Genomic DNA, 26,238 nt, shown 5'->3' with positions numbered 1-26,238 from the left:
CCGCAACAAGACGTTGCGGGAACGAGTATCAGCCAGAACGGGACATATTGTTAGATGATTTCGGCTGCTGAAACCGAACGATCCTGGGACCGTAAACGGCCAACCTCGCGGGCCGGAGCTGAACTCAGAGCTTGCTCTCTTCGGCGTGCTGGAATCCGAGATAGCTCGCCACCACACGCTGATCGCCGCTGATGTCCTTCGCCGATCCGCTCATGACGAATTCGCCAAGCTCCATCACATAGGCGCGATCCGCGATTTCCAGCGCCGCGCGGGCATTCTGCTCGACCAGCAGCACCGACACCCCGGCCTGCCTCAGTTCGCCGATGGTGCGGAAAATATCCGCGACGATCAGCGGCGCGAGCCCGAGTGACGGCTCGTCCAGCATCAAGAGGCGCGGCTGGCTCATCAGCGCGCGGCCCATCGCCAGCATCTGCTGCTCGCCGCCGGACAGCGTGCCCGCAAGCTGCGTGCGCCGTTCTTTCAATCGTGGGAATAATGCGTAAACGCGCTCCTGCTCGCGCGCGGCCTCGGCGCGGGGCACGCGGAAGCCGCCGAGCTGCACATTCTCCTCAACCGTCATGGTTCCGAACAGTTCGCGATGCTCGGGCACGATGCACAGGCCCAAAGCCACCCGATCCTCGATCTCGAGCCTGGCGATCTGCTGGCCCGCGAAGGTGACGCTGCCGGTCAGCGGAAGAATGCCCATGATGGCGTTGAGCAGCGTGGTCTTGCCCGCGCCGTTGGCGCCGATGATGGTGACGATCTCATTGGCGCCGACGTCGAGCGTGGCGTTGCGCACGGCTTCGACCTTGCCGTAGGAGACATGAACGTCATCAACGGCGAGCAGCTTTGTCGTCATGACGCTGCTCCAAGGTAAGCCTTGATGACGTCGGGATTGGCACGAACTTCCGCCGGGGTGCCTTGCGCGATCTTGGTACCGAACTCCAGCACCACGATGCGGTCGGCAATATCCATTACGAAGCCCATGTCGTGTTCGACCAGCAGCACCGACATGCCCTCGGAGCGCAGTTGCCGAAGCAATGCCGCGAGCTTTTGTTTTTCCATGTGGCGCAGACCGGCGGCGGGTTCGTCGAGCAGCAGCAGGATCGGATCGACGCAGAGCGCGCGGGCGATTTCCACGATGCGCTGCTGGCCGAGCGAGAGACTGCCGGCGAGCTGGTGCATCTGGTCGCCGAGGCCGACGCGCGCGATTTGCTTCGCGGCTTCCGCCAGCAATCCAGCTTCGTCCTTGCGGTCGAGCCGCAACATGCTGGCGATCGCGCCGGCATGACCGCGCAGATGCGCGCCGATGGCGACGTTCTCCAGCACGCTCATGTCGGGCACCAGCTTGACGTGCTGGAAGGTGCGGGCGACGCCGAGTTTCGCGATATCCTGCGGCGGCGCGTTGTCCACGTTCCGGCCCAGAATGGAAATCGTGCCGCCGGAGGCCCGGAGCACGCCGGTGATCAGGTTGAATGTGGTGCTCTTGCCGGCGCCGTTCGGGCCGATCAGCGCGACGATCTCGCGCGCCTGCACGTTGAACGACACGTCATTGACGGCGATGACACCGCCGAACTGCTTGCGGGCGTCCTTGATGTCGAGCAGCGTGTCCGACGTGGCGACGGCCTTGGCGCGTGGGGGCAGGGCGTCGGCTGCACGCGGCTTCGGCAACCGGACGCTGAACGGCAGCAGCGCGGCGAGCTTCGGCCACATGCCGCCGGGCGCGATCTGCAACAGAACCACCAGCAGGATTCCGAAAATCACAGTTTCAAGTTGCGCGTTGCCGTGAAACACCAGCGGCAGGTAGCTCTGCAAGATCTCCTTGAGCACTACGACGATGCTCGCGCCGAGCACAGCGCCCCAGACGTAACCTGCGCCGCCGACCACGGCGATGAACAGGTATTCGATGCTGGCGTTGAGGCCGAACGGCGTCGGGTTCGCGGCGCGCTGGAAATGCGCGTAGAGCCAGCCGGACAATCCCGCGAGCACCGCCGCATAGATGAAAACCAGAAGCTTGGCACGCGCGGTCTGCACGCCGAACGCTTCGGCAGCGATGTGGCCGCGCCTTAAAGCACGAATGGCGCGGCCGGTGCGCGAGTCCAGAAGGTTGACCGTCAGCAGCGCGCAGACGATCACCGCGAACCAGATCGCGAAATAGATCTTGCCGGGATCGGTCAGTTGCAGCGATCCGATCGCCAACGGCGGAATGCCGGAGATGCCGTCATTGCGGCCGACGAATTCCAGCTTGCTGAACAGGTAAAAGAGGCTGATGCCCCAGGCGATGGTGCCGAGCGGAAGGTAGTGGCCGGACAGGCGTACCGTCACCAGACCGAGGATGACGGCCGCGCCGCCGCTGACGATCAGCGACAGCGGCAGCGTCACCCACGGAGAAAATCCATAAGATGTGGTCAGCACTGCCGTGGTGTAGGCGCCGAAGCCGCAGAACGCCGCCTGGCCGAACGAGGTGAGGCCGCCGACGCCGGTCAGCAGCACGAGGCCCATCGCCACCAGCGCCGCGAGGCCGATATTGTCGAGCAGCACGATCCAGAATGGCGGCATACCCGGAATGAACGGAATCACCGCCATCACCAGCGCAAACACGATCATGGCCCACCGCTGCGTCATTAATCCTCTTCCTCTTCGACTTCGGGCGAAGCCAGCGAGCGCAGGACGAGAACCGGAAGCAGCAGCGTGAAGACGATGACCTCCTTGAAGTTGCTGGCGTAGAACGACGAGAACGCCTCGACGATCCCGACCACCAACGCCGCGGCGGCGGTGAGGGGATAGCTCACGAGCCCGCCGATGATCGCGGCGACGAAGCCTTTCAGCCCGATCAGGAAGCCCGTGTCGTAGTAGATGGTTGTGATGGGCACGATCAGGATGCCCGAGATCGTGCCGATGATGGCGGCGAGCAGGAACGCGAACTGGCCCGAGATCGTGGTGCGGATGCCGACAAGGCGCGCGCCGAGGCGGTTGACGGCGGTGGCGCGCAGCGCCTTGCCGTACAGCGTGTAGCCGAACAGCAGCCACAGTCCGACGATCAGGACGATCGTGATCGCGTAGATGCCGAGGCTCTGGCCGGTGAATCTCAATGGCCCGATGGTGAGCGCGGCGGCGGAAATCGCGGGTCCGCGCAATCCTTCGGGGCCGAAGAACGCGAGGCCCAGTCCCTGCAACGCGAGGTGAATGCCGACCGACGCGATCAGCAGCACCAGCACCGAGGCATGGGCGATCGGCTGATAGGCGATGCGATAGAGATAGAGACCAATAGGCGCCACAATGACGATCGACAGCACGAAGTTGACCGCGACGCCGTTCTGTCGCCCGGCCATCGTCATCGCAACGCCCCAGATCGCCAGCGGCAACACGATGTTCACCGCAAGCGAACGGGCTGCCCGCTTTGCCGACATGGCGTTGCGGCCTGCGACCATATCGAAACAGAAAGCGATGACGCCCATCCCGAGCGCAAGCAGTGCTGTACCCGGCATTTTTCCGGCGGCCAGCGTCGCGTAGGTCAGCGCGCCGAACGTGATGAACTCGCCCTGCGGAATGAGGATGACACGCGTGACCGCGAACACCAGAACAAGCGCGAGACCGAGCAGCGCATAGATCGCGCCGCTGGTGATTCCGTCCTGCAACAAAAACAGAAGGATCGTGCTGTCCAAGTCGTCCCCTTAAAGCGGCGCTTCCTCAAGCGTCGAACGCGGGTTTTGAAGGCCCGGCGCTCCAATCAGCGGTTGAAACCCGCCGTCGCTATTTGATATGTTTCATAACGATTATCGATTATAATCTCAAGGCCGGAGCGCCCGGCTTTATAGCAGAATGATCGCGCCTTGCTACCGAGGCCGCGCGTCCGAGACAGCCCACCCGAGACGGTACACCCGAGACAGCGCAATGGTTGCTTCCAGAACTGCCGGTCCATCGAAAGCCAAGCGCCCGGCGCGGGGGGTGGCGCAGCCAGCGGCGGCCACCGGCCCGATCAAGCTCGGTGCACTGTCGGAGTTCCTCGGCTATTCGCTCAAGCGCGCCCAGTTAAGGATTTTCGACGACTTCATCGGGTGCGTCGCACCGCTGCAACTGACACCGGCGCAGTTTTCCGTCCTGATGCTGGTGGATGCCAATCCGGGACGCAACCAGACCGAGATCGCCAGCACGCTCGGAATTCTGCGTCCGAATTTCGTGGCCATGCTCGACGAACTGGAGAGCCGCGATCTTTGCGTGCGGGTCCGCTCGAGCAACGATCGCCGCTCGCATATCCTGAAATTGACGGAGAAAGGCCGCGCCGTTCTGGCGCGCGCCAAAAAATTGATCGAGACCCGGCACGAAGCGCGGTTGGAGGAATTGCTCGGCAAAGACAACCGCGATCTCTTGCTGGCGATGCTGGGCAAGATCGCCGGAGAATTTTAGGACGTTACGTCATTGCGAGGAGCGCTTGCGACGATGCAATCCAGTCCTTGCTTGATGCTGTCCAGACTGGATTGCTTCGCTCCGCTCGCTATGACGAAGCGCGTTACACATCCACCAGAATGATGCGGATGTCGTTGACGTTGGTCAGTGTCGGGCCGACGTTCAGCAGATCGCCGGTCGCTGCGAAGAACGCCGTCGCGTCGTTGTTGGTAAGGTAAGCCGCAGGATCGAGTTTCAACTCGCGCATCTTTGCAAACGTGCGCTGGTCGGCCAACGCGCCGGCCGGATCGTCCGCGGAGCCCGCGCCGCCGTCCGCGCCGTCGGTGTCGCCGGCCAGCACGGAGATGCCCCTGGTGTCCGCGAACAGCGCCGCAAGCGCCAGCACGTATTCCTGATTGGGGCCGCCGCGCCCGTTGCCGCGCACGGTCACCGTCAATTCGCCGCCGGACAGGATCGCGAGTTTCTTGCCGTCGGCTTGTGCCTTCAGTGCGATCCGCGCATGAGCGGCTGCGACATCACGCGCTTCGCCTTCAAGGTCCGCGCCGAGATCGAGAATCTCGTAGCCGGCCTCTCGCGCAATCGCGACAGCGGCATTGAGCGATTCCTGCGGCCGCGCGATGATCCGGAATTCCGCACGTGCGAAGGCCGCGTCACCGGGCTTGCAGCTTTCGTTGCGCGGATCGTTCAGCGCCTCGGTCACGGCATCATCGGCCTTGATGCCGTAGCGCGCGACGATCTCGCGGGCATCCGCGAGCGTTGTGGTGTCCGGCACGGTCGGTCCCGATGCGATGGTCGCGGGATCGTCGTGCGGCACGTCCGAAATCGCGAGCGTCAGGATATGCGCGGGCGAGGCGGCGCGGGCGAGCCGGCCGCCCTTGATGCGCGACAGATGTTTCCGCACGGTGTTCATCTCGCCGATCGGCGCGCCCGACCGCAACAGGCTCTTGTTCATCGCCTGCTTCTGCACGAACGACACGCCGTCGGTAGGCGCGATCCAGTTGGCCGAACCGCCGCCGGACAGCAGCACCAGAACCAGATCGTCGGCGGTGGCGCTCGCGGCAAGATCGAGCGTGCGGGCGGTGGCTTTCAGTCCCGCTTCATCGGGCACCGGATGACCGGCTTCGACGATCTCGATGCGGCTGGTCGGCATGCCGTGTCCGTGACGTGTGGTGGCGAGCCCCGAGAGCCGCGCCGGATCGATCCGCCCTTCGCCGAGATAATGCCGCTCCGCGGCATGGGCCAAAGCGCCGGCGGCCTTGCCGGCGGCGAGACAGATGATCCGGCCCTTCGGCGGCGAAGGCAGGTGCTTGCCGAGAATCCGGTCGGGATGGGCGGCGGAGACCGCGGCGTCGAACATCGCGCGCAGCAGGGGACGTTTATCGGTCATCGTGTCATCGCGTGCATTGTGGGATGACAGAGATCGCACGATCAGCCGGTCAGTAAAAGACCTTCCGCAAGGTTATTGCGGAGGGTGGAAACGTCGTCCGATATGGCTGTGCGGGGCGAGGAATCCGGATTTCAGAACTGGAAATCCGAGGCCTCGCCCGGCAGGCGCTTCGTATCAGCCGCCGATCTCGCCGCTGATGATGGGGCCGAACAGCTGCCAGCGCTCTCCGGTGAACCTCATCATCTGCAACTGTTCGATCGGGGCGAAGTCGGTCGCGCTGGTGTTGATCTTGATACCCGGCAAGCCCATTTCCTGTTGCAGGTTCTTGATGCTAGCCGCCTGCTTCATGACGTTCTCGCGGGTGAGATTGTCGCCACAGGCCTTGAGGACATGCACCATGGTCTGAGCTGAACTGTAGCCGAACGCGACCGAACTGTCGGCGCGGTTGGCTTCAGGGAAGTACTTGACCAGAAACGCGTCGAAGTTCTTGACGCCGGCGTCGTCCTTCCACTGCGGGTCGGTCGGGTCCTTGCCGTAGGTCGCCGAGATGACGCCCTGCGCATTCTCGAAGCCGGCCGGCTTGATCACCGAACCCGTGGACGAGGCCACGTTGTTGAGAATGAACAGCGGCTTCCATCCGAGCTCCGCCACCTTCTTGATCGACTGCGCACCGAACTTCGGGGTGGTGATGCTGACGAAGACGTCGGCGCCCTTGGACTTCAGCGCGACGATCTGCGAGTCAACGGTCGGAACCGACGTTTCATAGGGCTCTTCCGCGATGATCATCGACGCACCCTTGGCGCCGAGGCCGTCCTTCAAGCCCTTGAGCACGTCCTTTCCGAAATCGTCGTTCTGATAGAGAATGCCGATCTTGCCGTTCGGCTTTTCCTTCATCAGGTACTTCGCGTAGATGATGCCTTCGCTCTGATAGTTGGGCTGCCAGCCCATGGTCCACGGAAAGTTCTTCGGATCATTCCACTTGGTTGCGCCGGTGGCGACGAACAGCTGCGGCACCTTCTTGGTGTTCATGTATTTCTGGATCGCCGAGTTCGACGGCGTTCCCAGCGAATTGAAGATCAGCAGGACTTCGTCGCTCTCGACCAGCTTGCGGGCCTGCTCCACGGCTTTCGGCGGGCTGTAGCCGTCATCGTAGGAAATGAAATTGATCTTGCGGCCGTTGATGCCGCCTTCAGCATTGATCTTGTTGAAATAGGCCGCCTGGGTCTTGCCGATAATGCCGTAGGCGGAAGCCGGACCGCTGTACGGCATGATGCTGCCGATCTTGATTTCGGTGTCGGTCGCGCCGGTGTCGTATTTTTTCTGCGCGAACGCGCTCGTTGTGGCGGCGAGAGCCGCGACGGTAGCGAGACAAAGAACTCGCTGAATGTTTTTGACGGACATTCTTTTGTTTCCCTGACCTGTTCTTGATGTTTTTTTCATGCTTTTGCATGGGAAGCTTTTTGCTTCGCGGCATATTCAATACCGTTTGCATGGACCGTTCAAACGAAAAGCCCCCCTGCGACAATGTCGCAGAGAGGCCTGTCCGGAAGCAGATTGAATAGTTTCGTTTCGCAGGGCGAAAGATCAGCCGCCCACCTCGCCGCTGATGATCGGGCCGAACAGTTCCCAGCGCTCGCCCTTGAACTTCTGAAGCTGGAGCTGCTTGATCGGCGCGAAATCGGTCGCGCTGGTGTTGATCTTGATGCCCGGCAGCAAGCCCGGCAATTCAAGGTTCTTGATGCTCGCCGCCTGCTTCATGATGTTCTCACGCGTGAGATTGTTGCCCGCGCCTTTCAGCACATGCACCATCGTCATCGCGGTGTTGTAGCCGAACATCACCGAGCCGTCGGTGCGGTTGGCTTCGGGGAAGTTCTTGACGAGGAATGCGTCGAATCCCTTCATGCCGGCATCGTCCTTCCACTGCGGATCGGTGGCGTCCTTGGCGTAAGCCGCCGAGATGATGTCCTGAGCGTTTTCGAATCCGGCGGGCTTGATGACCGAGCCGACGGATGCGGCGACGTTGTTCAGGATGAACAGCGGCTTCCAGCCGAGTTCAGCGACTTTCTTGATCGACTGCGCACCGAACTTCGGCGTGGTGATGCTGACGAAGACGTCGGCGCCCTTGGACTTCAGTGCCACGATCTGCGAATCGACGGTCGGAACGGTTGTCTCATAGGGTTCTTCCGCGATGATCATCGACGCACCCTTGGCGCCGAGGCCGTCCTTCAGGCCCTTCAGCAAATCCTTGCCGTAGTCGTCGTTCTGATAAAGGATTCCGATCTTGCCGTTCGGCTTCTCCTTCATCAGGTACTTCGCATAGATGCGGCCTTCGCTCTGATAGTTGGGCTGCCAGCCCATGGTCCATGGAAATTCCTTGGGGTCGTTCCACTTGGTCGCGCCGGTGGCGACGAACAATTGCGGCACCTTCTTGGCGTTCATGTATTTCTGAATCGCCGAATTCGACGGCGTGCCGAGCGAGTTGAAGATGAAAAGCACTTCGTCGCTTTCGACCAGCTTGCGGGCCTGCTCGACGGCCTTCGGCGGCGAATAGCCGTCATCGTAGGAAATGAAGTTGATCTTGCGGCCGTTGATGCCGCCCTGGGCATTGATCATGTTGAAGTAGGCGGCCTGGGTTTTTCCGATGATGCCGTAGGCGGAAGCGGGTCCGCTGTAGGGCATGATGCTGCCGATCTTGATTTCGGTATCGGTTGCGCCGGTGTCGTATTTTTTCTGGGCCAGTGCGCCGGTGCTTGTCGCCGCGAGAAGGGCGAAAGCCGCCGTGGCAATAGCAACTCGAGATCTCGTTATAGTCATTCGTTTACTCCCTGATCCTGGTGTGTGTCCTCTTCGCTTTTTGGATTGGAGCTCTTTGCGGCCCGGAGATATTCAATACCCTTTGCCGGGCGCGTTCAACGAAAAGCCCCCCGCGACCGGGTCGCAGGGGGCTGATTTAATCTTCAGTCAGTTTCGCAGCGCGAACCTTAGCTGCCGCCCATTCCGCCGTTGATGATCGGGCCGATCAGTTCGTACTTCTCGCCCTTGAACTGCATGATCTGCAGCTGGTCGATCGGGTAGAAGTCGGTCGCGCTGGTGTTGATCTTGACGCCCGGCAGCAAGGTGTCCGGGGTGAAGTCCTTCAGGCTTGCGGCCTGCTTCATGACGTTCTCGCGGGTGAGGTTGTCGCCCGCCTGCTTGAGAACCTGCACCAGGGTTTGCGCCTGACCGTAGCCGTACACGACCGAACCGTCGGTCTTGTTCATGTCCGGCGCATACTTGGCGAGGAAGGCGTAGAATTTCTTCATGCCCTCATCGTTGTCCCACTGCGGGTCCGCGCCGTCCTTGGCGTAGGCCGCCGACAGGATGCCTTGCGCGGTCTCGAAGCCGGCAGGCTTGAGCACGCTGCCGACGGACGCGCCGACGTTGCTCTGGAAGTACATCGGCTTCCAGCCGAGTTCCGCGACCTTCTTGAGGCTCTGCGCCGCGAACTTCGGGGTGGTGAAGCTGAAGTAGACGTCCGCGCCCGAGGCCTTCAGCTTGATGATGTGCGAGTCGATGGTCGGCTCGGACACTTCATAGCTTTCCTCCGCGATGATCTGCGACGCCTTCGCGCCGAGGCCGTCCTTCAGGCCCTTGAGCATGTCCTTACCGAAGTCGTCGTTCTGGTACATGACCGCGATCTTCGCATCGGGCTTGGTCGCAAGCAGATGCTTGGCGTAGACGCGGCTTTCGCTCTGATAGGCCGGTTGCCAGCCCATGGTCCACGGGAACTCCTTCGGCTCGCCGAACTTGGTGGCGCCGGTGGCGACGAACAGCTGCGGCACTTTCTTCGCGTTCAGATACTTCTGGATTGCGGAATTCGACGGCGTGCCGAGCGGTCCGAACACCAGCAGCACTTCGTCACTCTCGACCAGCTTGCGCGCCTGCTCGACAGCCTTCGGAGGCGAGTAGCCGTCATCATAGGTGATGAAGGTGATCTTGCGGCCGTTGATGCCGCCCTGATCGTTGATCATCTTGAAGTAGGCTTCTTCCATCTTCCCGATGACGCCGTAGGCGGATGCCGGTCCGCTGTAGGGCATGATGTTGCCGATCTTGATTTCGGTGTCGGTCGCGCCGGTGTCGTATTTCTTTTGCGCGAGAGCGCTGCCGCTCGTTATGGCGAGCGCGGCGATTGCCGACACAGCTGCCGCGCTAAACTTGAGTTTAGATAACATTTTAATTTCTCCCTAGAGTGCGGTATTCCGCATAGCGAAAAACCGGTTTCGATGGAAACCGGTTTTCCGAAAAGATCATGCTCAAACAGGCGGATAACAACAAGCCTGAATTCAGATGAATGTAATCAGACTTTAGGAGTTAAGTCTTTTTCCTGCGGAACAAGGCCTCGATCATGTAGGCCACCTGCCGCGCACCATGCGGCACGAGGAAGATGACCACGAACAGCAGCACGCCGAAGACGGCGCCCGAGAGGCCCTTTGAGATGTGCTCGGCCACATTTGGTACGAACACGATGAACGCCGAGCCGACCAGCGATCCCGGCAGCCAGCCGACGCCGCCGACGACCATGCCGAGGAAGATGGCGATCGCGAGCTGGATGGTGAAGCTGTCGGGCGCCACGAACTGCACCACGATGGCGCCGAGCGCACCGGCGATCCCGGTGAAAGCGGCGCTGACGCCGAATGTCAGCGTCTTGTACAGCGGCAGATCGATGCCCATGGCCGAGGCTGCAATCGGGTTGTCGCGGATCGCCATCATGGCGCGGCCGGACCGGCTTCGCAGCAGGTTGACGGCCAGGATGTAGATCAGTGCCGAGACGAACAGTGTGAAGTAGTACAGCCACATGTCCTGCGACATCTTCAGGCCGAACGGAGCGTCCGGCTTGGTGATGACGAGACCCTGCACGCCGCCGGTCCAGTGTTCGAACGCGCCGAGCTTGAGCAATTGCGGCATCGCGACCGCCAGAGCAAATGTCGCGAGCGCCAGATACACGCCCGAAAGCCGCAACGCGGGGAAGCCGAACAGGAAGCCGAAGATGAAGCAGATGATGCCGGCCGCTGGCAGCGTCAGCACGTAGTTGACGCCCATGTGCTCCATCATGATGCCGGCGGTATAGGCACCCACAGCATAGAAGGCGCTTTGGCCCAGCGAGAACTGTCCGCTGCCGCCGGTCAGGATGTTGAGGGACAGGATGGCGATGGCGTAGATCAGCACCATCGTCATCTGGAAGATGATGAAGTTCTTCACGAACAGTGGCGTGAGAACCAGTAGTGCGAGCATCACCAGTGTTGCGGTGGTGCCGACCGTCATCGATTTCTTGGATGGCGCGGCGACCGCTGCGGGCTGGGAGACTGAGTCCTGAACTGTGCTCATGATTAAACTCGCTGTACGATGGCGCGGCCAAGCAAGCCGGACGGTTTGATGACAAGCACGAGGATGATCAGTGCCAGCGCGATGGGCAGTTTCAGTTCATTGCCGACACCTGGAATATAAGTGCCCACGAGGTTTTCGAAGACGCCGACCAGGAAGCCGCCGATCACCGCGCCGAGCGGGCTGGTGAGGCCGCCGAGTACCGCGGCCGCGAAGCCGTAGAGCAGGATGCCGCCCATCATGTTGGGCTCGAGGAACACCACCGGTGCGATCAGCATGCCGGCGATGGCGCCGATGGCGCTGGCCATGCCCCAGCCGAGCGCGATCATCCAGCTTGTGTTGATGCCGACGAGGCGCGCGGATTCAGGCAGCGACGCCGCGGCGCGCATTGCGAGGCCGATGCGCGTGAAGCGGAAGAAGATGAACAGCAGGATCAGCAGCAGCAGCGTGACGCCGATCATGCCGGCCTGATGGGTCGAGATCAGCTGGCTGCCGAGGAAGCCGGATGACCCGAACGGCGAGGGGAACTGCTTGATCGTGAAATCCCAGGTCAGGCCCGCGACGCTGTTGAGAATGGCGAACAGCGCGATGAAGCCCGCCACCTGCGCCAGGATGGGCGCGTTGGTGAGCGGCTTGAACAGCGCGCGTTCGATGACGATGCCGCCGGCGAACGAGATGATGAGCGTCAGCAGGAAGGCCGGCCAGAAGCCGAGACCCCACTGCATCAATTGCCAGGCGATGAAGGTCGAGAACATCGCCATTTCGCCCTGGGCGAAGTTGAGGTGGTCGATCGCCTGGTAGATCATGACGATGGCCAGCGCCATGCAGGCGTAGATCGCGCCTGTGGCAATGCCAGCCAGGACTTGGTTGGTAAACAGTTCCATGGCTGCGTCCTCAGTATCCGAGATAGGATTTGCGGATGTCTTCGTTGTTCGCGATTTCCTTCGCGCTTCCCGACATCACGATGCGTCCGGTTTCGATCACATAGGCCTTTTCCGCGAGTTCAAGCGCGAGCTGGGCGTTCTGTTCGACCACCAGGATCGTCACCTTGTCCTCGCGGTTGATCTTGCCGAGAATGCCGAACAGGTCGCGCACGACCAGCGGCGCGAGACCGAACGACGGCTCGTCGAGCAGCATCAGCCGGGGACGCAGCATCAGCGCGCGGGCGACCGCGAGCATCTGCTGTTCGCCGCCGGACAGCGTGCCGGCCTGCTGGGTGTGACGCTGCTTGAGCACCGGGAAGTGCGCGTACATGCGCTCGATATCGCCCTCGATGTTCTTGGTGTCGCTTCGCGAGATCGCGCCGAGCTGCAGGTTTTCCTCAACCGTCATGTTGGTGAAGGTGCCGCGGCCCTGCGGAACGTGGGCGATGCCGAGACGGACGACGTTTTCGGTCGACATGCCGGTCAGCGGCTTGCCTTCGAACTCGATATTGCCCGTCGAGCGGATCATGTTGCAGATCGCGCGCAGCGTCGTGGTCTTGCCGGCGCCGTTGGCGCCGAGCAGCGTGGTTACGCTGCCTTCGTTGAGCGTGAACTCAAGGCCGTGAAGGGCCTGGATCTGGCCGTAATAGGCCCGCAGATCCTTGATCGTCAGCATCGTCTTCATGAGTCCTTGCTCCCCAAATAGGCCTTGATGACGTCGGGGTCGGACTGCACCTGGGACGGAGTGCCTTCAGCAAGCTTCTTGCCGAAATTCAGCGCGACGACATGGTCGGCGATCTTCATCACCAGTCCCATGTGATGTTCGACCAGAAGAACCGTGATGTGCCGTTCGTCGCGGATGCGGCAGATCAGGTCGCCCAGCACATAGACCTCCTCATGGTTGAGGCCGCCGGCGGGCTCGTCGAGCAGCAGGATCTTCGGTTCGGCGGCGAGCGCGCGGCCGAGTTCGACGCGCTTCTGCGTTCCGAACGGCAGACCCGAGACCTCGCGGTCGGCGACGTCGTGCAGTTCGAGGTAGTCGAGGATTTCATGCACCTTGTCGTTGAGAAGGCGTTCCTGCTCGCGGATCCACGGCAGCTTCAAGGCGTCGCTGATGATGTCGCTCTTGGTGCGGCAGTGGCCGCCGATGCGGATGTTGTCGCGCACCGTCAGCCGCGGAAACAGCGCGACGTTCTGGAACGTGCGGCCGATACCGGTCTCGGCGATCTTCGACGGCTGGCGATCGAGAATGCTCTCGCCTTCCATCAGGATATCGCCCTTGCTGGGCTGATAGAGCCTGCTGAGACAATTGAAGAGCGTCGTCTTGCCGGCGCCGTTCGGGCCGATCAAGCCGAGGATCTGGCCCTTCTTCATGTCGAACGACACGCCATTCAACGCGATGATGCCGCCGAACACGACGCTGACGTCGCGTACCGCGAGCAAAGGCTGATGCCCCTGCGCGACCTGAGCCTGCATCATGCCTTGGTTCCTTTGTGGAACTGTCTTGCCCAGATCTGCCTGAATCCGCGACGACGGCGGCTATCTGATCCCCTCAACAATACGGGCAACTTTCCCTCCTGGAGTTTTCATTTTCTTGATGTGTGTAGTTTCTTTGTTTTGCGATCCGCGCGCGACACTGCCCGTCAGCGCGGTTTCGATGTTCCTTACCATCGCCACGAGGCGAGGTCCAATAGAGTTCTGTAATAGAACTTCACTGAATTTGAAAGCCGGTGCGCCACAATTAAAGGCGTAGGGTCCGGTTCCGTCGTTCAGCTTGAGGGCGACGCCGACGGCGTGAATGTCGCTGTGCCATTCGCCGGCCGACATCGCGAAGCCGTGCTTGGCGATGCATTCGCCGGCGCGTTCGATGCCGTCCCGCACCTTCGGCCAGTTGCTGCCGACATGTTCCTTGATCTCGCGCATCAGGTTCGCGCGCTCGTCGTCGGGCAGCGCCCACAGGTAAGCGCGGCCCATCGCGGTTGTTGCGATCGGCACTTTAGATCCGACGTCGAGCAGCACGCCGACGGTGAGTTCGCTGCGGCTCTGTCCGAAATAAATCATGCTCAGGCGGTCGCGCGCGCCGATCGCGACGGCGCCGCCGGTCTCGCGCATCAACTGGTCGCGATACGGATCGGACAGATGGCGAATGCCCATGTTGGCGAGCGCCGAATATCCGAGCGCCATCGCGGCGGGCGCCAGCTGGTATTTCTCGAAGCGCGGAACCGGCGTGAGATAACCGAGCTTTGTCAGCGTGTAGGTCAGCCGCGAGATGGTCGGCTTCGGCAAATTTGTCCGCGCGGCGATTTCCTGATTTCCCAAAAGGCCGTCGCTCGGACGAAACGCGCGCAAGACATCGAGCCCTCGCGAGAGTGCGATGACAAAACTTCGATCTGTCGCGGGTTTTTTGGGAGGGCGTTTCATCGGTCCTGCCGCATGGGTGGTCTTCGTTGACAAGCGACGTGCTTCAAAATATCCCTCCGTGTCAAGATGTGGAATTAAATTCCGCACTGCGAAACATGAAAACAAGCAGTCCAAGGAGAGTTGCGTGAGCGAAGTGGTCAAGGTGGAACGTCGTGACGCGGTTGCTATCGTCACTGTGGATAGCCCTCCGGTAAACGCGCTGAGCGCTGCGGTGCGCAAAGGTATTCTGGAAGGCGTTCAGAGCGCGGCGGCGGATCCCCAAGTTCAGGCCATCGTGATCGCGTGCGCAGGGCGAACATTCATTGCCGGTGCGGACATCACCGAATTCGGCAAGCCGCCGCAGTCGCCGAGCCTGCATGATGTGATCGCCGGGATTGAAAATTCCCCGAAGCCGGTCATTGCCGCAATTCACGGAACAGCACTGGGCGGCGGGCTGGAACTCGCGCTCGGCGCGCATTTCCGCGTCGCCACCAAGGATGCGAAGCTCGGCCTTCCGGAAGTGAAACTCGGCTTGCTGCCGGGCGCGGGCGGCACGCAGCGCCTGCCGCGCGCGGTCGGTCCCGAACTCGCCGTCAAGATGATTGTGACCGGCGAGCCGATCGGCGCCGCGGACGCGCTCAAGAACGGATTGATCCAGGAAATCGTCGACGGAGCGCCCGCGGTGGGCGGCGAAGCGTTCGCGCGCAAGGTGCTCGCGGAAAAGCGTCCGGCGCTCAGGCTGCGCGACGACGATTCCAAGCTCGCCGCGGCCAAGGCCGACAAGTCGATCTTCACCAACGCGGCTGCCGCGGCAAATAAGCGCAATCGCGGACTGGAAGCGCCGCTCGCCGCAGCCGAAGCCGTCAGCCACTCGCTCGACCAGCCGTTCGATCAGGCCTTGAAGTCCGAGCGCGAACTTTTCCTCAAGCTGATGAACGGCGATCAGTCGAAGGCGCAGCGCTATGCGTTTTTCGCCGAGCGCGAAGCCGCGAAGGTCGCGGGCGTTCCCGAAGGTACCAAGCCGCGCAAGGTCGAGCAGGTCGCCATCATCGGCGCCGGCACCATGGGCGGCGGCATTGCGATGTCGTTCGTCAATGCCGGAATCCCGGTAACGCTGATCGAGACCGGCGAGGAGCAGCTCAAGCGCGGCCTCGGCATCATGCAGAAGAACTACGACGCCACCGCCGCGCGCGGCGGCATTCCGGCTGACGCGCCCGCCAAGCGCATGGGTCTCATCAAGGGCGTGGTTGGCATCGAGAACGTCAAGGATGCTGACCTCATCATCGAGGCCGTGTTCGAGACCATGGCGATCAAGAAGGAGGTGTTCGGCAAGCTCGACCAGTTCGCCAAGCCCGGCGCGGTTCTTGCCACCAACACTTCGTATCTCGACATCAATGCCATCGCCGCCATGACCAAGCGTCCGCAGGACGTGCTGGGCATGCACTTCTTCTCACCCGCCAACGTCATGAAGCTGTGCGAAATCGTGCGCGGCGAGAAGACCGCGCCGGACGCGCTGATGACGGCGGTATCCATCGCCAAGCGCATCGCCAAGGTGCCGGTGGTCGTCGGCGTGTGCGACGGCTTTGTCGGCAACCGTATGCTGGCCGCTCGCGGCAAGCAGGCCGAAAAGTTCCTGTTCGAAGGCGCATTGCCGCAGCAGGTCGATGCGGTGCTCACCAAGTTCGGCATGCCGATGGGTCCGTTCGCCATGGGCGATCTTGCGGGTCTCGATATCGGCTGGCGCTCGCGCCAGGACCGCGGCATCAAGTCGGAAATCGCCGACGCGATCTGCGAGGCCGGGCGCTTCGGCCAGAAGACCGGCAAGGGTTACTACAAGTACGAAGCCGGCTCGCGCGCGCCGCTGCCGGATCCGGAAATCGAAAAGCTGATCGAGGAAACCACCGCCAAGCTCGGCCTCAAGCGCCGCCAGATCAGCGACGATGAAATCCTTGAACGCCTGATGTACCCGATGATCAACGAGGGTGCGCGCATCCTTGAAGAGAAGATCGCGGCGCGCCCGAGCGACATCGATGTGGTCTGGCTCTACGGCTACGGCTGGCCGATCTATCGCGGCGGCCCGATGTTCTACGCCGATCAGGTCGGCCTGAAGAAGATCGCGGAACGGCTGTCGTTCTACGCCAAGCAGACCAACGATCCGTCGCTGGAGCCGACGCCGCTGCTCAAGCGTCTGGCTGACGAAGGCAAGACATTCGCGTCCCTCGCCAAGGGCTGATGTCATGACCCGTCCCGGGGAACAATATTATCCGGAGGGCGTCCGCTGGGATTCACCGATCTCACGCGGCACGCTGCCGGATCTGTTGTCCAAGGCGGCTGCGGATTTCGGATCGCGCCCGGCGATCGAATATCGCGACCGCACCATCAGCTTCGTCCAGTTGCAGGATATGGTCGATGTCGCGGCATCGGCGTTTCTTCGCGCGGGTGCGTCCACGGGCGCATCTGTTGCGTTGTTTCTGGGAAATTCGCCGGATCATCCGGTGAATTTCTTCGGCGCGCTGAAGGCCGGCGCGCGCGTGGTGCATCTCAGTCCGCTGGACGGCGAGATCGCGCTCACCCACAAGCTGAAGGATTCCGGCGCGCGCATCCTTGTCACCAGCAGCCTGTCGACGCTGTTGCCCACGGCGCTGAAATTTTTCGACAAGGGCCTGCTCGATCGCCTGATCGTCTGCGAGGACGAGACATGGGGGGCGGTGGGCAATCCGCAGGCCGCGATCCCGTCAAATCCTGCGATCATGACGTTCAAGGATTTCGTCAAAGGCGCGCAGCCACCCGTCAAATGGCCCGACGTCAGCGCCGATGACATCGCGTTGCTGCAATATACCGGCGGCACCACAGGCCTGCCGAAAGGCGCGATGCTGACCCACGGCAATCTCACCTCGGCGGTATCGATCTACGACGTGTGGAGCGCGAAGCAGAAGGCCGAGCGCAATACCATCGAGCGCGTCATCCTGGTGCTGCCGCTGTTTCATATCTACGCGCTCACGGTCGTCCTGCTGCGCACGCTGAAGAACGGCGACCTGATTTCGCTGCACCAGCGCTTTGATCTGGATGCCGTGATGCGCGACATCGAGGTCAAGCGCGCCACCGCGTTCCCCGGTGTCCCGACCATGTGGATCGCCATCGCGAGCCTGCCTGATCTCGACAGCCGCGATCTGTCGTCGCTGGCGTTTTGCGGCTCGGGCGGCGCGCCGCTGCCGGTGGAGGTCGCGAAGGTTTTCCAGCGCAAGACCAACATCACGCTGAAAAGCGGGTGGGGCATGACCGAAACCTGCTCGCCCGGCACCGGCCATCCGCCGGAAGGCCCGGAGAAGCCGGGCTCCATCGGGCTGATGCTGCCCGGTATCGAGATGGATGTGGTCTCGCTGGACGATCCGAAAAAGGTCATGCCTGTCGGCGAGACCGGCGAAATCCGCATTCGCGGTCCGAACGTCACAAAGGGTTACTGGAATCGCGAGGCGGAAACCGCCGAGTCGTTTGTCGGCGACCGTTTTCTCACCGGCGACATTGGCTATATGGACAGCGACGGCTATTTCTATCTGGTCGACCGCAAGAAAGACCTGATTATCTCCGGCGGTTTCAACGTCTATCCGCAGATGATCGAGCAGGCGATCTATCAGCATCCGTCGGTGCAGGAAGTCATCGTGATCGGAATCCCCGACGACTATCGCGGCGAAGCGTCCAAAGCCTTCGTGACCCTGCGCGCCAACGCGCAGCCGTTCACCATCGACGAGCTTCGCGCATTCCTGACCGGCAAGCTCGGCAAGCACGAACTGCCGGTGGCGGTGGAGTTCATGAAAGAATTGCCGCGCACCAGCGTCGGAAAACTCTCGCGCCACGAATTGCGCAACCAGCAACGCCATCACATTCAACAACAACCCAAACTTGCAACAGGAGGTCGTTCATGACCGAAGCCGTTATCGTTTCCACCGCCCGCACGCCGATCGGCAAGGCCTATCGCGGCGCGTTCAACAACACCGAAGGCGCGACGTTGCTCGGCCACGCGATCGAGCACGCCGTGAAGCGCGCCGGCATCGACGGCGCCGAGATCGAGGACGTGGTGATGGGCGCTGCCATGCAGCAGGGCACCACCGGCGGTAACATCGCGCGCAAGGCCGCGCTTCGCGCCGGTCTTCCTGTGTCTGTCGGCGGCACCACCATCGATCGCCAGTGCGCCTCGGGCTTGCAGGCCATCGCGCTCGCAGCACGTTCGGTGATCTACGACGGCGTCGAGATCGCCGTTGCCGGCGGCGGTGAATCGATCAGCCTCGTGCAGAACGATCACATCAACAAGTTTCACGCGGTCGATCCTGAACTGGTGAAGATCAAGGGCGACGTCTACATGGCGATGCTCGACACCGCCGAAGTCGTCTCGAAGCGGTATGGTATTTCGCGCGAGAAGCAGGACGAATACTCGCTCGAGAGCCAACGCCGTACCGCTGCTGCGCAACAGGGCGGCCGCTTCAAGGAAGAAATCGCGCCGATGACCACCAAGATGGCGGTCGCCGACAAGGTCACCAAGGAAATTTCGTTCAAGGAGATCACGCTGTCGCAGGACGAAGGTCCGCGTCCCGAGACCACCGCGGAAGGCCTCGCCGGCCTGAAGCCGGTGCGCGAAGGCGGCTTCATCACTGCGGGCAACGCCAGCCAGTTGTCGGACGGCGCCAGCGCCGCTGTGATCATGAGCGGCGAGATGGCCGCGAAGAAGGGCCTCAAGCCGCTTGGCATCTTCCGCGGCTTCGTGTCCGCCGGCTGCGAGCCGGATGAAATGGGCATCGGTCCGGTTTTCGCGATTCCGCGCCTGCTCAAGCGTCACAACCTCAAGATCGACGATATCGACATCTGGGAGTTGAACGAAGCCTTCGCGGTGCAGGTGATCTATTGCCGCGACAAGCTGGGAATCGATCCGGAGAAGCTGAATGTCAACGGCGGCTCCGTCGCGGTCGGCCATCCTTACGGCATGACCGGTTCGCGCCTCGCGGGCCACGTTCTGATCGAAGGCCGTCGCCGCAAGGCGAAGTATGGCGTCGTGACCATGTGCATCGGCGGGGGCCAGGGTGCGGCCGGCCTGTTCGAGATCCTTCAGTAAACTTTTGAGAGCTTTCACCTCCCCTGAAAAGGGGAGGTGAGCACAACGATAAATTGCCCAAGGAGGGTCCGATGGATCTTAGTTTCAGCAAGGAAGAACTGGCATTTCGCGACGAGGTGCGGACCTTCTTCAAGGAAAGTCTCCCGGCCGACATCCGCAAGAAGCTGGTGGAAGGCCGTCACACCAGCAAGGAAGATCTGGTGAACTGGCAGCGCATCCTGAACAAGAAGGGATGGGCCGTTCCGCACTGGCCGAAGGAATACGGCGGCACGGGCTGGACGCCGGTGCAGCAGTATATCTTTCTCGAAGAGTTGCAGGCCGCGCCGGCGCCATCGCCGCTGCCGTTCGGCGTGAACATGGTCGGTCCGGTGATCTACACCTTCGGCAACGAGGCGCAGAAGAAGCATTACCTGCCGCGCATCGCGAACCTCGACGACTGGTGGTGCCAGGGCTTCTCCGAGCCGGGCGCAGGCTCTGACCTTGCCTCGCTGAAGACCACCGCCAAGCGCAAGGGCGACGTCTACATCATCAACGGCCAAAAGACATGGACCACGCTGGCGCAGCACGCCGACTGGATTTTCTGTCTCTGCCGCACCGACCCCGATGCGAAGAAGCAGTCGGGTATTTCGTTCATCCTGTTTGATATGAAATCGCGCGGCGTCACCGTGCGCCCGATCCAGACCATCGACGGCGGCGCGGAAGTCAACGAAGTGTTCTTCGACGACGTCGAGGTGCCGGTGGAAAACCTCGTCGGCGAGGAGAACAAGGGCTGGGATTACGCAAAATTCCTGCTTGGCAACGAGCGCACCAACATCGCGCGCGTCGGCATGTCGAAGGAGCGCATCCGCCGCATTCGCGACCTTGCATCCAAGGTCGAACAGGACGGCAAGCCGCTGATCGAGGATTCGCGGTTCCGTGAAAAGCTGGCCGCGACCGAGATCGAACTCAAGGCGCTTGAACTGACGCAGATGCGCGTCGTCGCCAACGAGCACAAGAACGGCAAGGGCAAGCCGGACCCGGCCTCCTCGATCCTCAAGATCAAGGGCTCCGAGATCCAGCAGACCATCACCGAACTGCTGCTCGAGATCACCGGGCCGTTCGCGCTGCCTTACGCGCCGGAAGACGACAAGAGCAACGAGGAAGCGAGCTGGGCGACCCATGTCGCGCCGGGCTACTTCAACTATCGCAAGGTCTCCATCTATGGAGGCTCGAACGAGATTCAGCGCAACATCATCACCAAGGCCGTGCTGGGTCTGTAAGGCTTCTCCCTCGCCCCGCTCTTGCGGGGAGAGGAACTCATATGCCGTCATGGCCGGGCTCGACCCGGCCATCCACGTCTTGCTTCGGGACAGAAAGACGTGGATGCCCGCGACAAGCGCGGGCATGACGATTTGTTTTGTTGATGCGCCGGTGGATCACCGGGTGCAATTGGAGGCAGGAAATGGATTTTGATTTGTCCGAGGAGCAGCGGCTCCTGAAAGACAGCGTCGACGGCCTTCTGGCCAACTCGTACGATTTCGACCAGCGCAAGAAGTACGCCAAGGAAAAGGGCGGCTGGAGCAAGACGGTCTGGAGCAAGCTCGCGGAGCAGGGTCTGCTCGGCCTGCCGTTCTCGGAAGATGACGGCGGCTTCGGCGCGGGCGCGGTGGAAACCGCTATCGTGATGGAAGCGCTCGGCAAGGCGCTGGTGCTGGAGCCTTATCTCGCGACCGTCGTGCTCGGCGGTAGCTTCCTGCGCCTCGGCGGTTCGGCCGAACAGAAGGCGGCGCATATTCCGTCGATCATCGACGGCAGCAAGACGCTCGCTTTCGCGCAGCTCGAGAAAAGCTCGCGCTATAACCTCGCGGACGTGACGACCACGGCCAAGAAAAAGGGCAGCGGCTGGGTGATCGACGGCGAGAAATTCGTCGTGCTGCACGGCGAGACGGCGGACACGCTGATCGTGACCGCGCGCACCAAGGGTGGCCAGCGCGATCGCACTGGCATCGGCGCGTTTCTGGTGCCCGCGAATGCCAAGGGAGTCACCATCAAGGGCTACGCGACCCAGGACGGGATGCGCGCAGCGGACATCCGGTTCGAAGGCGTCGAGGTCGGCGCGGATGCCGTGATCGGTGACGCCGAGAACGGCCTGCCGCTGATCGAGCGCGTGGTGGACGAGGCTCGCATCGCGATGTGCGCCGAAGCCGTCGGCGCGATGGACGAGTCGCTGAAGTCGACCGTCGAGTACCTCAAGACCCGCAAGCAGTTCGGCGTGGCCATCGGCCAGTTCCAGACCTTGCAGCACCGCGCGGCGGATATGTTCGTCGCCCTTGAGCAGGCGCGCAGCATGTCGATGTTCGCCACCATGGCTTCCGATTTCGAGGATGCCAAGGAGCGATCGCAGGCGGTCGCTGCGGCGAAGGTGCAGATCGGCAAGTCGCTTAAGTTCGTCGGCCAGCAGTCGATCCAGCTTCACGGCGGCGTCGGCATGACCATGGAACTGAAGATCGGCCATTACTTCAAGCGGCTGACCATGATCGAAAGCACGTTCGGAGACACGGACTATCACCTGCGCCGCGTCAGCGAGGCGGGCAATCTGGTCTGATAACCAAAGCTGGAGACGCGGCCATGACCACATCGCCATTTGATCTGGCGGGAAAAGTGGCCGTCGTCACCGGCTCGAGCCGCGGCATCGGCCGCGCCTCGGCTGAGTTGCTGGCGCGGATGGGGGCGAAGGTCGTCGTCTCCAGCCGCAAGGCGGACGCCTGCAACGAGGTCGCGGACGGCATCCGCAAGAATGGCGGCGATGCCCATGTCATCGCCTGCAACATCAGCCGCCGCGACGAGGTCGATGCGCTGATCGGCGGCACCGTGAAACACTACGGCCGGATCGACATTCTCGTCTGCAACGCGGCGGTGAATCCCTATTACGGCCCGTTGCTCGACATTACCGATGAAGCCTTCGACAAGATCATGGGCGCCAACATCAAGAGCAACATCTGGCTCTGCAAGCTGGCGATGCCGAAAATGGCTGAACAGGGCGGCGGCTCCGTCGTCATTATCTCCAGCATCGGCGGACTGCGTGGCTCGACCGTGATCGGCGCCTACGGCATCTCCAAGGCGGCGGACTTCTCGCTGGCGCGGAGTCTGGCGGGCGAGTGGGGCCCGAAAAATGTGCGGGTGAACTGCATCGCGCCGGGCCTTGTGAAGACGGATTTCGCCCGCGCGCTGTGGGAAGACGAGGCGCTGCTGGCGCGCCGCACCGCGACCACGCCCCTGCGCCGGATCGGCGAGCCGCATGAAATCGCCGGCGCGGTGGTCTATCTCGCCTCCGACGCCTCCACCTTCATGACCGGCCAGACCATCGTCATCGACGGCGGCGTCACCACGGCGGCGGTGTAGCTTTGCTTTATCCCTCCCCCTTATGACGGTGGGGATAGCTCCATCCATATTGACGCGCGCGTCCGTAATCGCTTTGTTTGCGACTCGAACCAAAAACGAAAAGCATTCGAGGAAACGGAATGGCGTCGCATATCCTTGCCATCGATCAGGGCACGACATCGTCGCGCGCCATTGTATTTCGGTCGGACATTTCCATTGCGGCGCAGGCGCAGCAGGAATTCCAGCAGCATTTCCCGGCGTCCGGCTGGGTCGAGCACGAACCGGAGGATATCTGGACCTCGACGGTGGCGACCTGCCGCGAGGCCATGAGCAAGGCGGACGTCAAGGCCGCCGACATCGCGGCCATCGGCATCACCAATCAGCGCGAGACCACCGTGGTCTGGGATCGCGCCACCGGTCAGGCCGTGCATCGCGCCATCGTCTGGCAGGACCGGCGCACCGCCGACATCTGCGCGCGGTTGAAGTCCGAAGGTCACGAGCCGCTGATCAGCGCGCGAACGGGCCTGATCATCGATCCGTATTTCTCCGGCACGAAAGTCGCGTGGATACTCGATCACGTTCCGGGCGCGCGCGAGCGGGCCGAGCGCGGCGAACTGATGTTCGGCACGGTGGATTCGTATCTGCTGTGGCGGCTGACCGGCGGCAAGGTCCACGCCACCGATGCGACCAATGCCTCGCGTACGCTGCTGTTCAACATCCACACCGGCGCGTGGGACGACGATCTGTTGAAGCTGCTGCGCGTACCGCGCTCGATGCTGCCGGATGTGCGGGATTCATCGGCGGATTTCGGCGAGACCGAGCCGCATCTGCTTGGCGGCGCGATCGCCATTCGCGGCATCGCCGGCGATCAGCAGGCCGCCACCATCGGGCAGGCGTGTTTTTCGCCGGGCATGATGAAATCCACCTACGGCACCGGGTGTTTCGCATTGCTCAACACCGGCACCACGGCGGTGGCCTCGAAGAACAAGCTGCTCACCACGATTGCGTATCAGTTGAACGGTCAGCGCACCTACGCGCTGGAAGGGTCGATCTTCGTCGCAGGCTCCGCCGTGCAGTGGCTGCGCGACGGGCTCGGCCTCATCAAGCACGCCAGCGAGACCGGTCCGCTCGCCGACGCCAACGACTCCACGCAATCGGTTTATCTGGTGCCGGCGTTCGTCGGCCTCGGCGCGCCGTACTGGAATCCGCGGGTGCGCGGCGCGCTGTTCGGCCTGACGCGCAATACCGGGCCGGCGGAGCTTGCGCACGCCGTTCTGGAGAGCGTCTGCTACCAGACTTACGACCTGTGGGCCGCGATGCGCGCCGACTGGCCGGAAGCGAAGGAGACCAACACCGTGCTGCGGGTCGATGGCGGCATGACGGCGTCGGACTGGACCATGCAGCGGCTGTCGGACCTGCTGAATGCGCCGGTCGACCGGCCGATGATTCAGGAAACCACTGCGGTGGGCGCGGCCTATCTCGCGGGTCTCGGCGCGGGCATCTATCCCGAGCCGTCGCGCTTTGCGGATTCCTGGCGGCTGGAACGGCGCTTCCGGCCGAACATGTCCGACGCCACGCGCACGCGCAAACTCAAGGGCTGGTCGCAGGCGGTCAAGGGCGTGCTCGCCAGCGATCCGGACGGGGATTAGGCGCGCGATAGTGCCGCGCGTGACGGCGTGGTTGCATCTTTTTAACGGGTTTGACCCAAGAGTGGCGCTCGCCGATTTTCAGGGAGCTTGCTCATGTTGAGCCGCCGTTCGTTTTGCCGTTGCGCCTCACTCGCCTTGGTGTCGGGGGTCGCAGCGGCCCGCGCGCAAGCCGCGCCGGTGGAATGCGCGGTCATGACGCCAGATCGTCAGCAGTCCAAAACTCCGGATGAGGCTTTGGCCCGCCTGAAGGAGGGCAACGCGCGGCTCCTCAGTGGCAAAACCATCAATTGCGATCTGATCGAGCAGGTGAAGGGGACCGCGGCGACACAGGCGCCGTTCGCCGCCATTGTCGGCTGCATCGATTCCCGCGTGCCGCCCGAACTGGTGTTCGACCAGCGTATCGGCGATGTGTTCTGCGCGCGCGTCGCGGGAAATTTTGTCAACACCGACATCATCGGCAGTCTCGAATTCGCGACCAAGGTCGCGGGTGCGCGGGCGATCGTCGTGCTGGGGCACAACGACTGCGGAGCCATCAAGGGCGCCGTCGATAACGTCAAGCTGGGAAATCTGACGGCGACTCTCGCCAACATCAGGCCCGCCGTGGCCGCAAGCAAGGCCAGTGGCGAGCGAGTGTCGAAAAACGCGGCATTCGTTCAAGCCGTGGCTGAAACCAATGTCCGGATGGCCGTCGCCGGCCTGACGTCGCGAAGCCCCGTTCTCAAGGGGCTGGTGACATCCGGCCAACTCCGTATCGTGGGCGCGATGCACGACCTCGCGACCGGACGCGTCAGCTTCATGTAGTGGCAGGATCGCAAGAATGGCGGCCGGAGCCCCCCCCGGCCGCCATGATTCATGCGCTCATCGTTACCGACAGAACGGTTACTGACAGAACAGGCGCTGGCCGTTCGCGAGACGGGTCACACTGCCCGGCCGGCAGGTGAAGCCATTGCGGGCGTCATAGCTCGCGGCTGCAGGCATCGCGATGCCGTTATAGGTGTACTCGCCGGAGTATCCCGGCTCATTCCAGCCGCTGACGTAATTCGTCGAGGCGTAAGCGCCGCCGCCATAACGATGACGGTTGCCATAGGGATAACCGCTCGCGTCGCTGTAGTAAGGCCCGCGATTGTAGTTCGGGCCACCGAACGGTGCCGTTGCGATCGCGCCTGCGGTGCCGACAGCCGTGCCGGCGATTGCGCCCGCGGTGCCGATTGCGCCGCCGACCACGTCAGCAGGCCAGAAGCCGGAGTCGCGGTTATTCCAGGTGTCACGACCATTCCAGTTGTCGCCGGACGCCAGTTCATCGGTGCGCTGCGCGCGCGCCTGATGTCGCTTCATATGCTTGGACGACGCATGATGCTTCTTCATGTGCTTGGCGCTGATTTGCTTTTCAGCTCGCGGCTTCATGGAATCCTGCGCCATTGCGGGCGAGGCAACCAATGCGGTCACAGCCGCAGCAGCGGCGAAAAATGTCACCTTTTTCATATTTTGCTCCTTTGGTGGGTGGGGTCGTTGCAGCGCATCAACGTCTCATTGACGATGCTGTTCCGGGTTCCATGCCAATCGGAGTCACACGCGCGTGAGGAGAAGTTCCTCACGTCGGAACACACGCGCGTGTGATCGCGCGGCCAACATGCGCCGTCAAATTTA

Annotated in this window: 22 protein-coding genes; 9 read left to right on the top strand and 13 right to left on the bottom strand. The window is 62.3% G+C overall.

Annotation, left to right across the window (positions count from 1 at the left end; genetic code table 11):
- Positions 1-124: 124 nt before the first annotated feature.
- Genes AC1RKJ_RS11080 through AC1RKJ_RS11070 form a run of 3 tightly spaced genes read right to left on the bottom strand, consistent with a single transcriptional unit; the run spans position 125 to position 3,665 of the window.
- Positions 125-859 (bottom strand): ABC transporter ATP-binding protein, encoded by a 735-nt coding sequence (locus AC1RKJ_RS11080; protein ID WP_492791014.1) that lies wholly within the window; start codon positions 857-859, stop codon positions 125-127.
- Positions 856-2,625 (bottom strand): branched-chain amino acid ABC transporter ATP-binding protein/permease, encoded by a 1,770-nt coding sequence (locus AC1RKJ_RS11075; RefSeq protein ID WP_492791013.1) that lies wholly within the window; start codon positions 2,623-2,625, stop codon positions 856-858. The genes AC1RKJ_RS11080 and AC1RKJ_RS11075 overlap by 4 nt, the downstream gene beginning before the upstream one ends.
- Entirely contained in the window at positions 2,625-3,665 is a 1,041-nt protein-coding gene (locus tag AC1RKJ_RS11070; RefSeq protein WP_492791012.1) for a branched-chain amino acid ABC transporter permease, read from the bottom strand. The genes AC1RKJ_RS11075 and AC1RKJ_RS11070 overlap by 1 nt, the downstream gene beginning before the upstream one ends.
- Before the next feature lie 229 nt (positions 3,666-3,894).
- On the opposite strand from AC1RKJ_RS11070, the gene AC1RKJ_RS11065 reads away from it, so the two are divergent.
- Positions 3,895-4,407 carry a MarR family winged helix-turn-helix transcriptional regulator gene (locus tag AC1RKJ_RS11065; protein ID WP_492791011.1) on the top strand — a complete coding sequence of 171 codons (513 nt, stop codon included), beginning with the start codon at positions 3,895-3,897 and terminating at the stop codon, positions 4,405-4,407.
- Between the two features lie 103 nt (positions 4,408-4,510).
- Here AC1RKJ_RS11065 and AC1RKJ_RS11060 read toward each other — a convergent pair whose 3' ends face one another.
- From AC1RKJ_RS11060 to AC1RKJ_RS11020, 9 genes are all read right to left on the bottom strand, one after another.
- Positions 4,511-5,794: a glycerate kinase type-2 family protein gene (locus tag AC1RKJ_RS11060; protein ID WP_492791010.1), complete on the bottom strand. Its 1,284-nt coding sequence runs from the start codon at positions 5,792-5,794 to the stop codon at positions 4,511-4,513.
- Between the two features lie 174 nt (positions 5,795-5,968).
- The gene (locus AC1RKJ_RS11055; protein ID WP_492791009.1) at positions 5,969-7,195 is read right to left on the bottom strand and encodes an ABC transporter substrate-binding protein; all 1,227 of its coding nucleotides are present in this window, start codon (positions 7,193-7,195) and stop codon (positions 5,969-5,971) included.
- Positions 7,196-7,378: 183 nt separating this feature from the next.
- Complete coding sequence (locus AC1RKJ_RS11050) at positions 7,379-8,608, bottom strand: ABC transporter substrate-binding protein (protein WP_492791008.1); 1,230 nt, start codon at positions 8,606-8,608, stop codon at positions 7,379-7,381.
- A 167-nt stretch (positions 8,609-8,775) separates the two neighbouring features.
- Positions 8,776-10,005 carry an ABC transporter substrate-binding protein gene (locus AC1RKJ_RS11045; RefSeq protein WP_492791007.1) on the bottom strand — a complete coding sequence of 410 codons (1,230 nt, stop codon included), beginning with the start codon at positions 10,003-10,005 and terminating at the stop codon, positions 8,776-8,778.
- 139 nt (positions 10,006-10,144) lie between these two features.
- Positions 10,145-11,158, bottom strand: a complete 1,014-nt coding sequence (locus AC1RKJ_RS11040) for a branched-chain amino acid ABC transporter permease (protein ID WP_492791006.1) — start codon at positions 11,156-11,158, stop codon at positions 10,145-10,147.
- Between the two features lie 2 nt (positions 11,159-11,160).
- On the bottom strand, positions 11,161-12,039 hold the full coding sequence (locus AC1RKJ_RS11035; protein ID WP_492791005.1) for a branched-chain amino acid ABC transporter permease: 879 nt from the start codon (positions 12,037-12,039) through the stop codon (positions 11,161-11,163).
- A gap of 10 nt (positions 12,040-12,049) precedes the next feature.
- Positions 12,050-12,763, bottom strand: coding sequence for an ABC transporter ATP-binding protein (locus AC1RKJ_RS11030; RefSeq protein WP_492791004.1), 714 nt, complete (start codon positions 12,761-12,763; stop codon positions 12,050-12,052).
- On the bottom strand, positions 12,760-13,557 hold the full coding sequence (locus AC1RKJ_RS11025) for an ABC transporter ATP-binding protein (RefSeq protein WP_492791003.1): 798 nt from the start codon (positions 13,555-13,557) through the stop codon (positions 12,760-12,762). The genes AC1RKJ_RS11030 and AC1RKJ_RS11025 overlap by 4 nt, the downstream gene beginning before the upstream one ends.
- Positions 13,558-13,617: 60 nt before the next feature.
- Positions 13,618-14,499, bottom strand: a complete 882-nt coding sequence (locus AC1RKJ_RS11020) for an IclR family transcriptional regulator (protein ID WP_492791002.1) — start codon at positions 14,497-14,499, stop codon at positions 13,618-13,620.
- 124 nt (positions 14,500-14,623) lie between these two features.
- On the opposite strand from AC1RKJ_RS11020, the gene AC1RKJ_RS11015 reads away from it, so the two are divergent.
- The 8 genes from AC1RKJ_RS11015 to AC1RKJ_RS10980 all read left to right on the top strand — a co-directional run bounded on the left by AC1RKJ_RS11015 (position 14,624) and on the right by AC1RKJ_RS10980 (position 25,392).
- Positions 14,624-16,711, top strand: a complete 2,088-nt coding sequence (locus AC1RKJ_RS11015; RefSeq protein ID WP_492791001.1) for a 3-hydroxyacyl-CoA dehydrogenase NAD-binding domain-containing protein — start codon at positions 14,624-14,626, stop codon at positions 16,709-16,711.
- Between the two features lie 4 nt (positions 16,712-16,715).
- Complete coding sequence (pimA, locus tag AC1RKJ_RS11010) at positions 16,716-18,401, top strand: dicarboxylate--CoA ligase PimA (protein ID WP_492791000.1); 1,686 nt, start codon at positions 16,716-16,718, stop codon at positions 18,399-18,401.
- Positions 18,398-19,582 (top strand): acetyl-CoA C-acyltransferase, encoded by a 1,185-nt coding sequence (locus AC1RKJ_RS11005; protein ID WP_492790999.1) that lies wholly within the window; start codon positions 18,398-18,400, stop codon positions 19,580-19,582. The genes pimA and AC1RKJ_RS11005 overlap by 4 nt, the downstream gene beginning before the upstream one ends.
- Before the next feature lie 71 nt (positions 19,583-19,653).
- On the top strand, positions 19,654-20,841 hold the full coding sequence (pimC, locus tag AC1RKJ_RS11000) for a pimeloyl-CoA dehydrogenase large subunit (protein ID WP_492790998.1): 1,188 nt from the start codon (positions 19,654-19,656) through the stop codon (positions 20,839-20,841).
- A 182-nt stretch (positions 20,842-21,023) separates the two neighbouring features.
- The gene (gene pimD, locus AC1RKJ_RS10995) at positions 21,024-22,166 is read left to right on the top strand and encodes a pimeloyl-CoA dehydrogenase small subunit (protein WP_492790997.1); all 1,143 of its coding nucleotides are present in this window, start codon (positions 21,024-21,026) and stop codon (positions 22,164-22,166) included.
- A 23-nt stretch (positions 22,167-22,189) separates the two neighbouring features.
- Entirely contained in the window at positions 22,190-22,963 is a 774-nt protein-coding gene (locus tag AC1RKJ_RS10990; RefSeq protein WP_492790996.1) for an SDR family NAD(P)-dependent oxidoreductase, read from the top strand.
- Positions 22,964-23,082: 119 nt separating this feature from the next.
- Positions 23,083-24,591 carry a glycerol kinase GlpK gene (gene glpK, locus AC1RKJ_RS10985; protein WP_492790995.1) on the top strand — a complete coding sequence of 503 codons (1,509 nt, stop codon included), beginning with the start codon at positions 23,083-23,085 and terminating at the stop codon, positions 24,589-24,591.
- 93 nt (positions 24,592-24,684) lie between these two features.
- Positions 24,685-25,392 (top strand): carbonic anhydrase family protein, encoded by a 708-nt coding sequence (locus AC1RKJ_RS10980; protein ID WP_492790994.1) that lies wholly within the window; start codon positions 24,685-24,687, stop codon positions 25,390-25,392.
- Between the two features lie 78 nt (positions 25,393-25,470).
- Here AC1RKJ_RS10980 and AC1RKJ_RS10975 read toward each other — a convergent pair whose 3' ends face one another.
- Positions 25,471-26,073, bottom strand: coding sequence for a hypothetical protein (locus tag AC1RKJ_RS10975; protein WP_492790993.1), 603 nt, complete (start codon positions 26,071-26,073; stop codon positions 25,471-25,473).
- Between the last annotated feature and the right edge of the window lie 165 nt (positions 26,074-26,238).

The sequence above is a fragment of the Afipia sp. GW822-FHT04G07 genome, from assembly GCF_058800765.1.
This window is presented reverse-complemented; position numbering and strand designations above follow the sequence as displayed.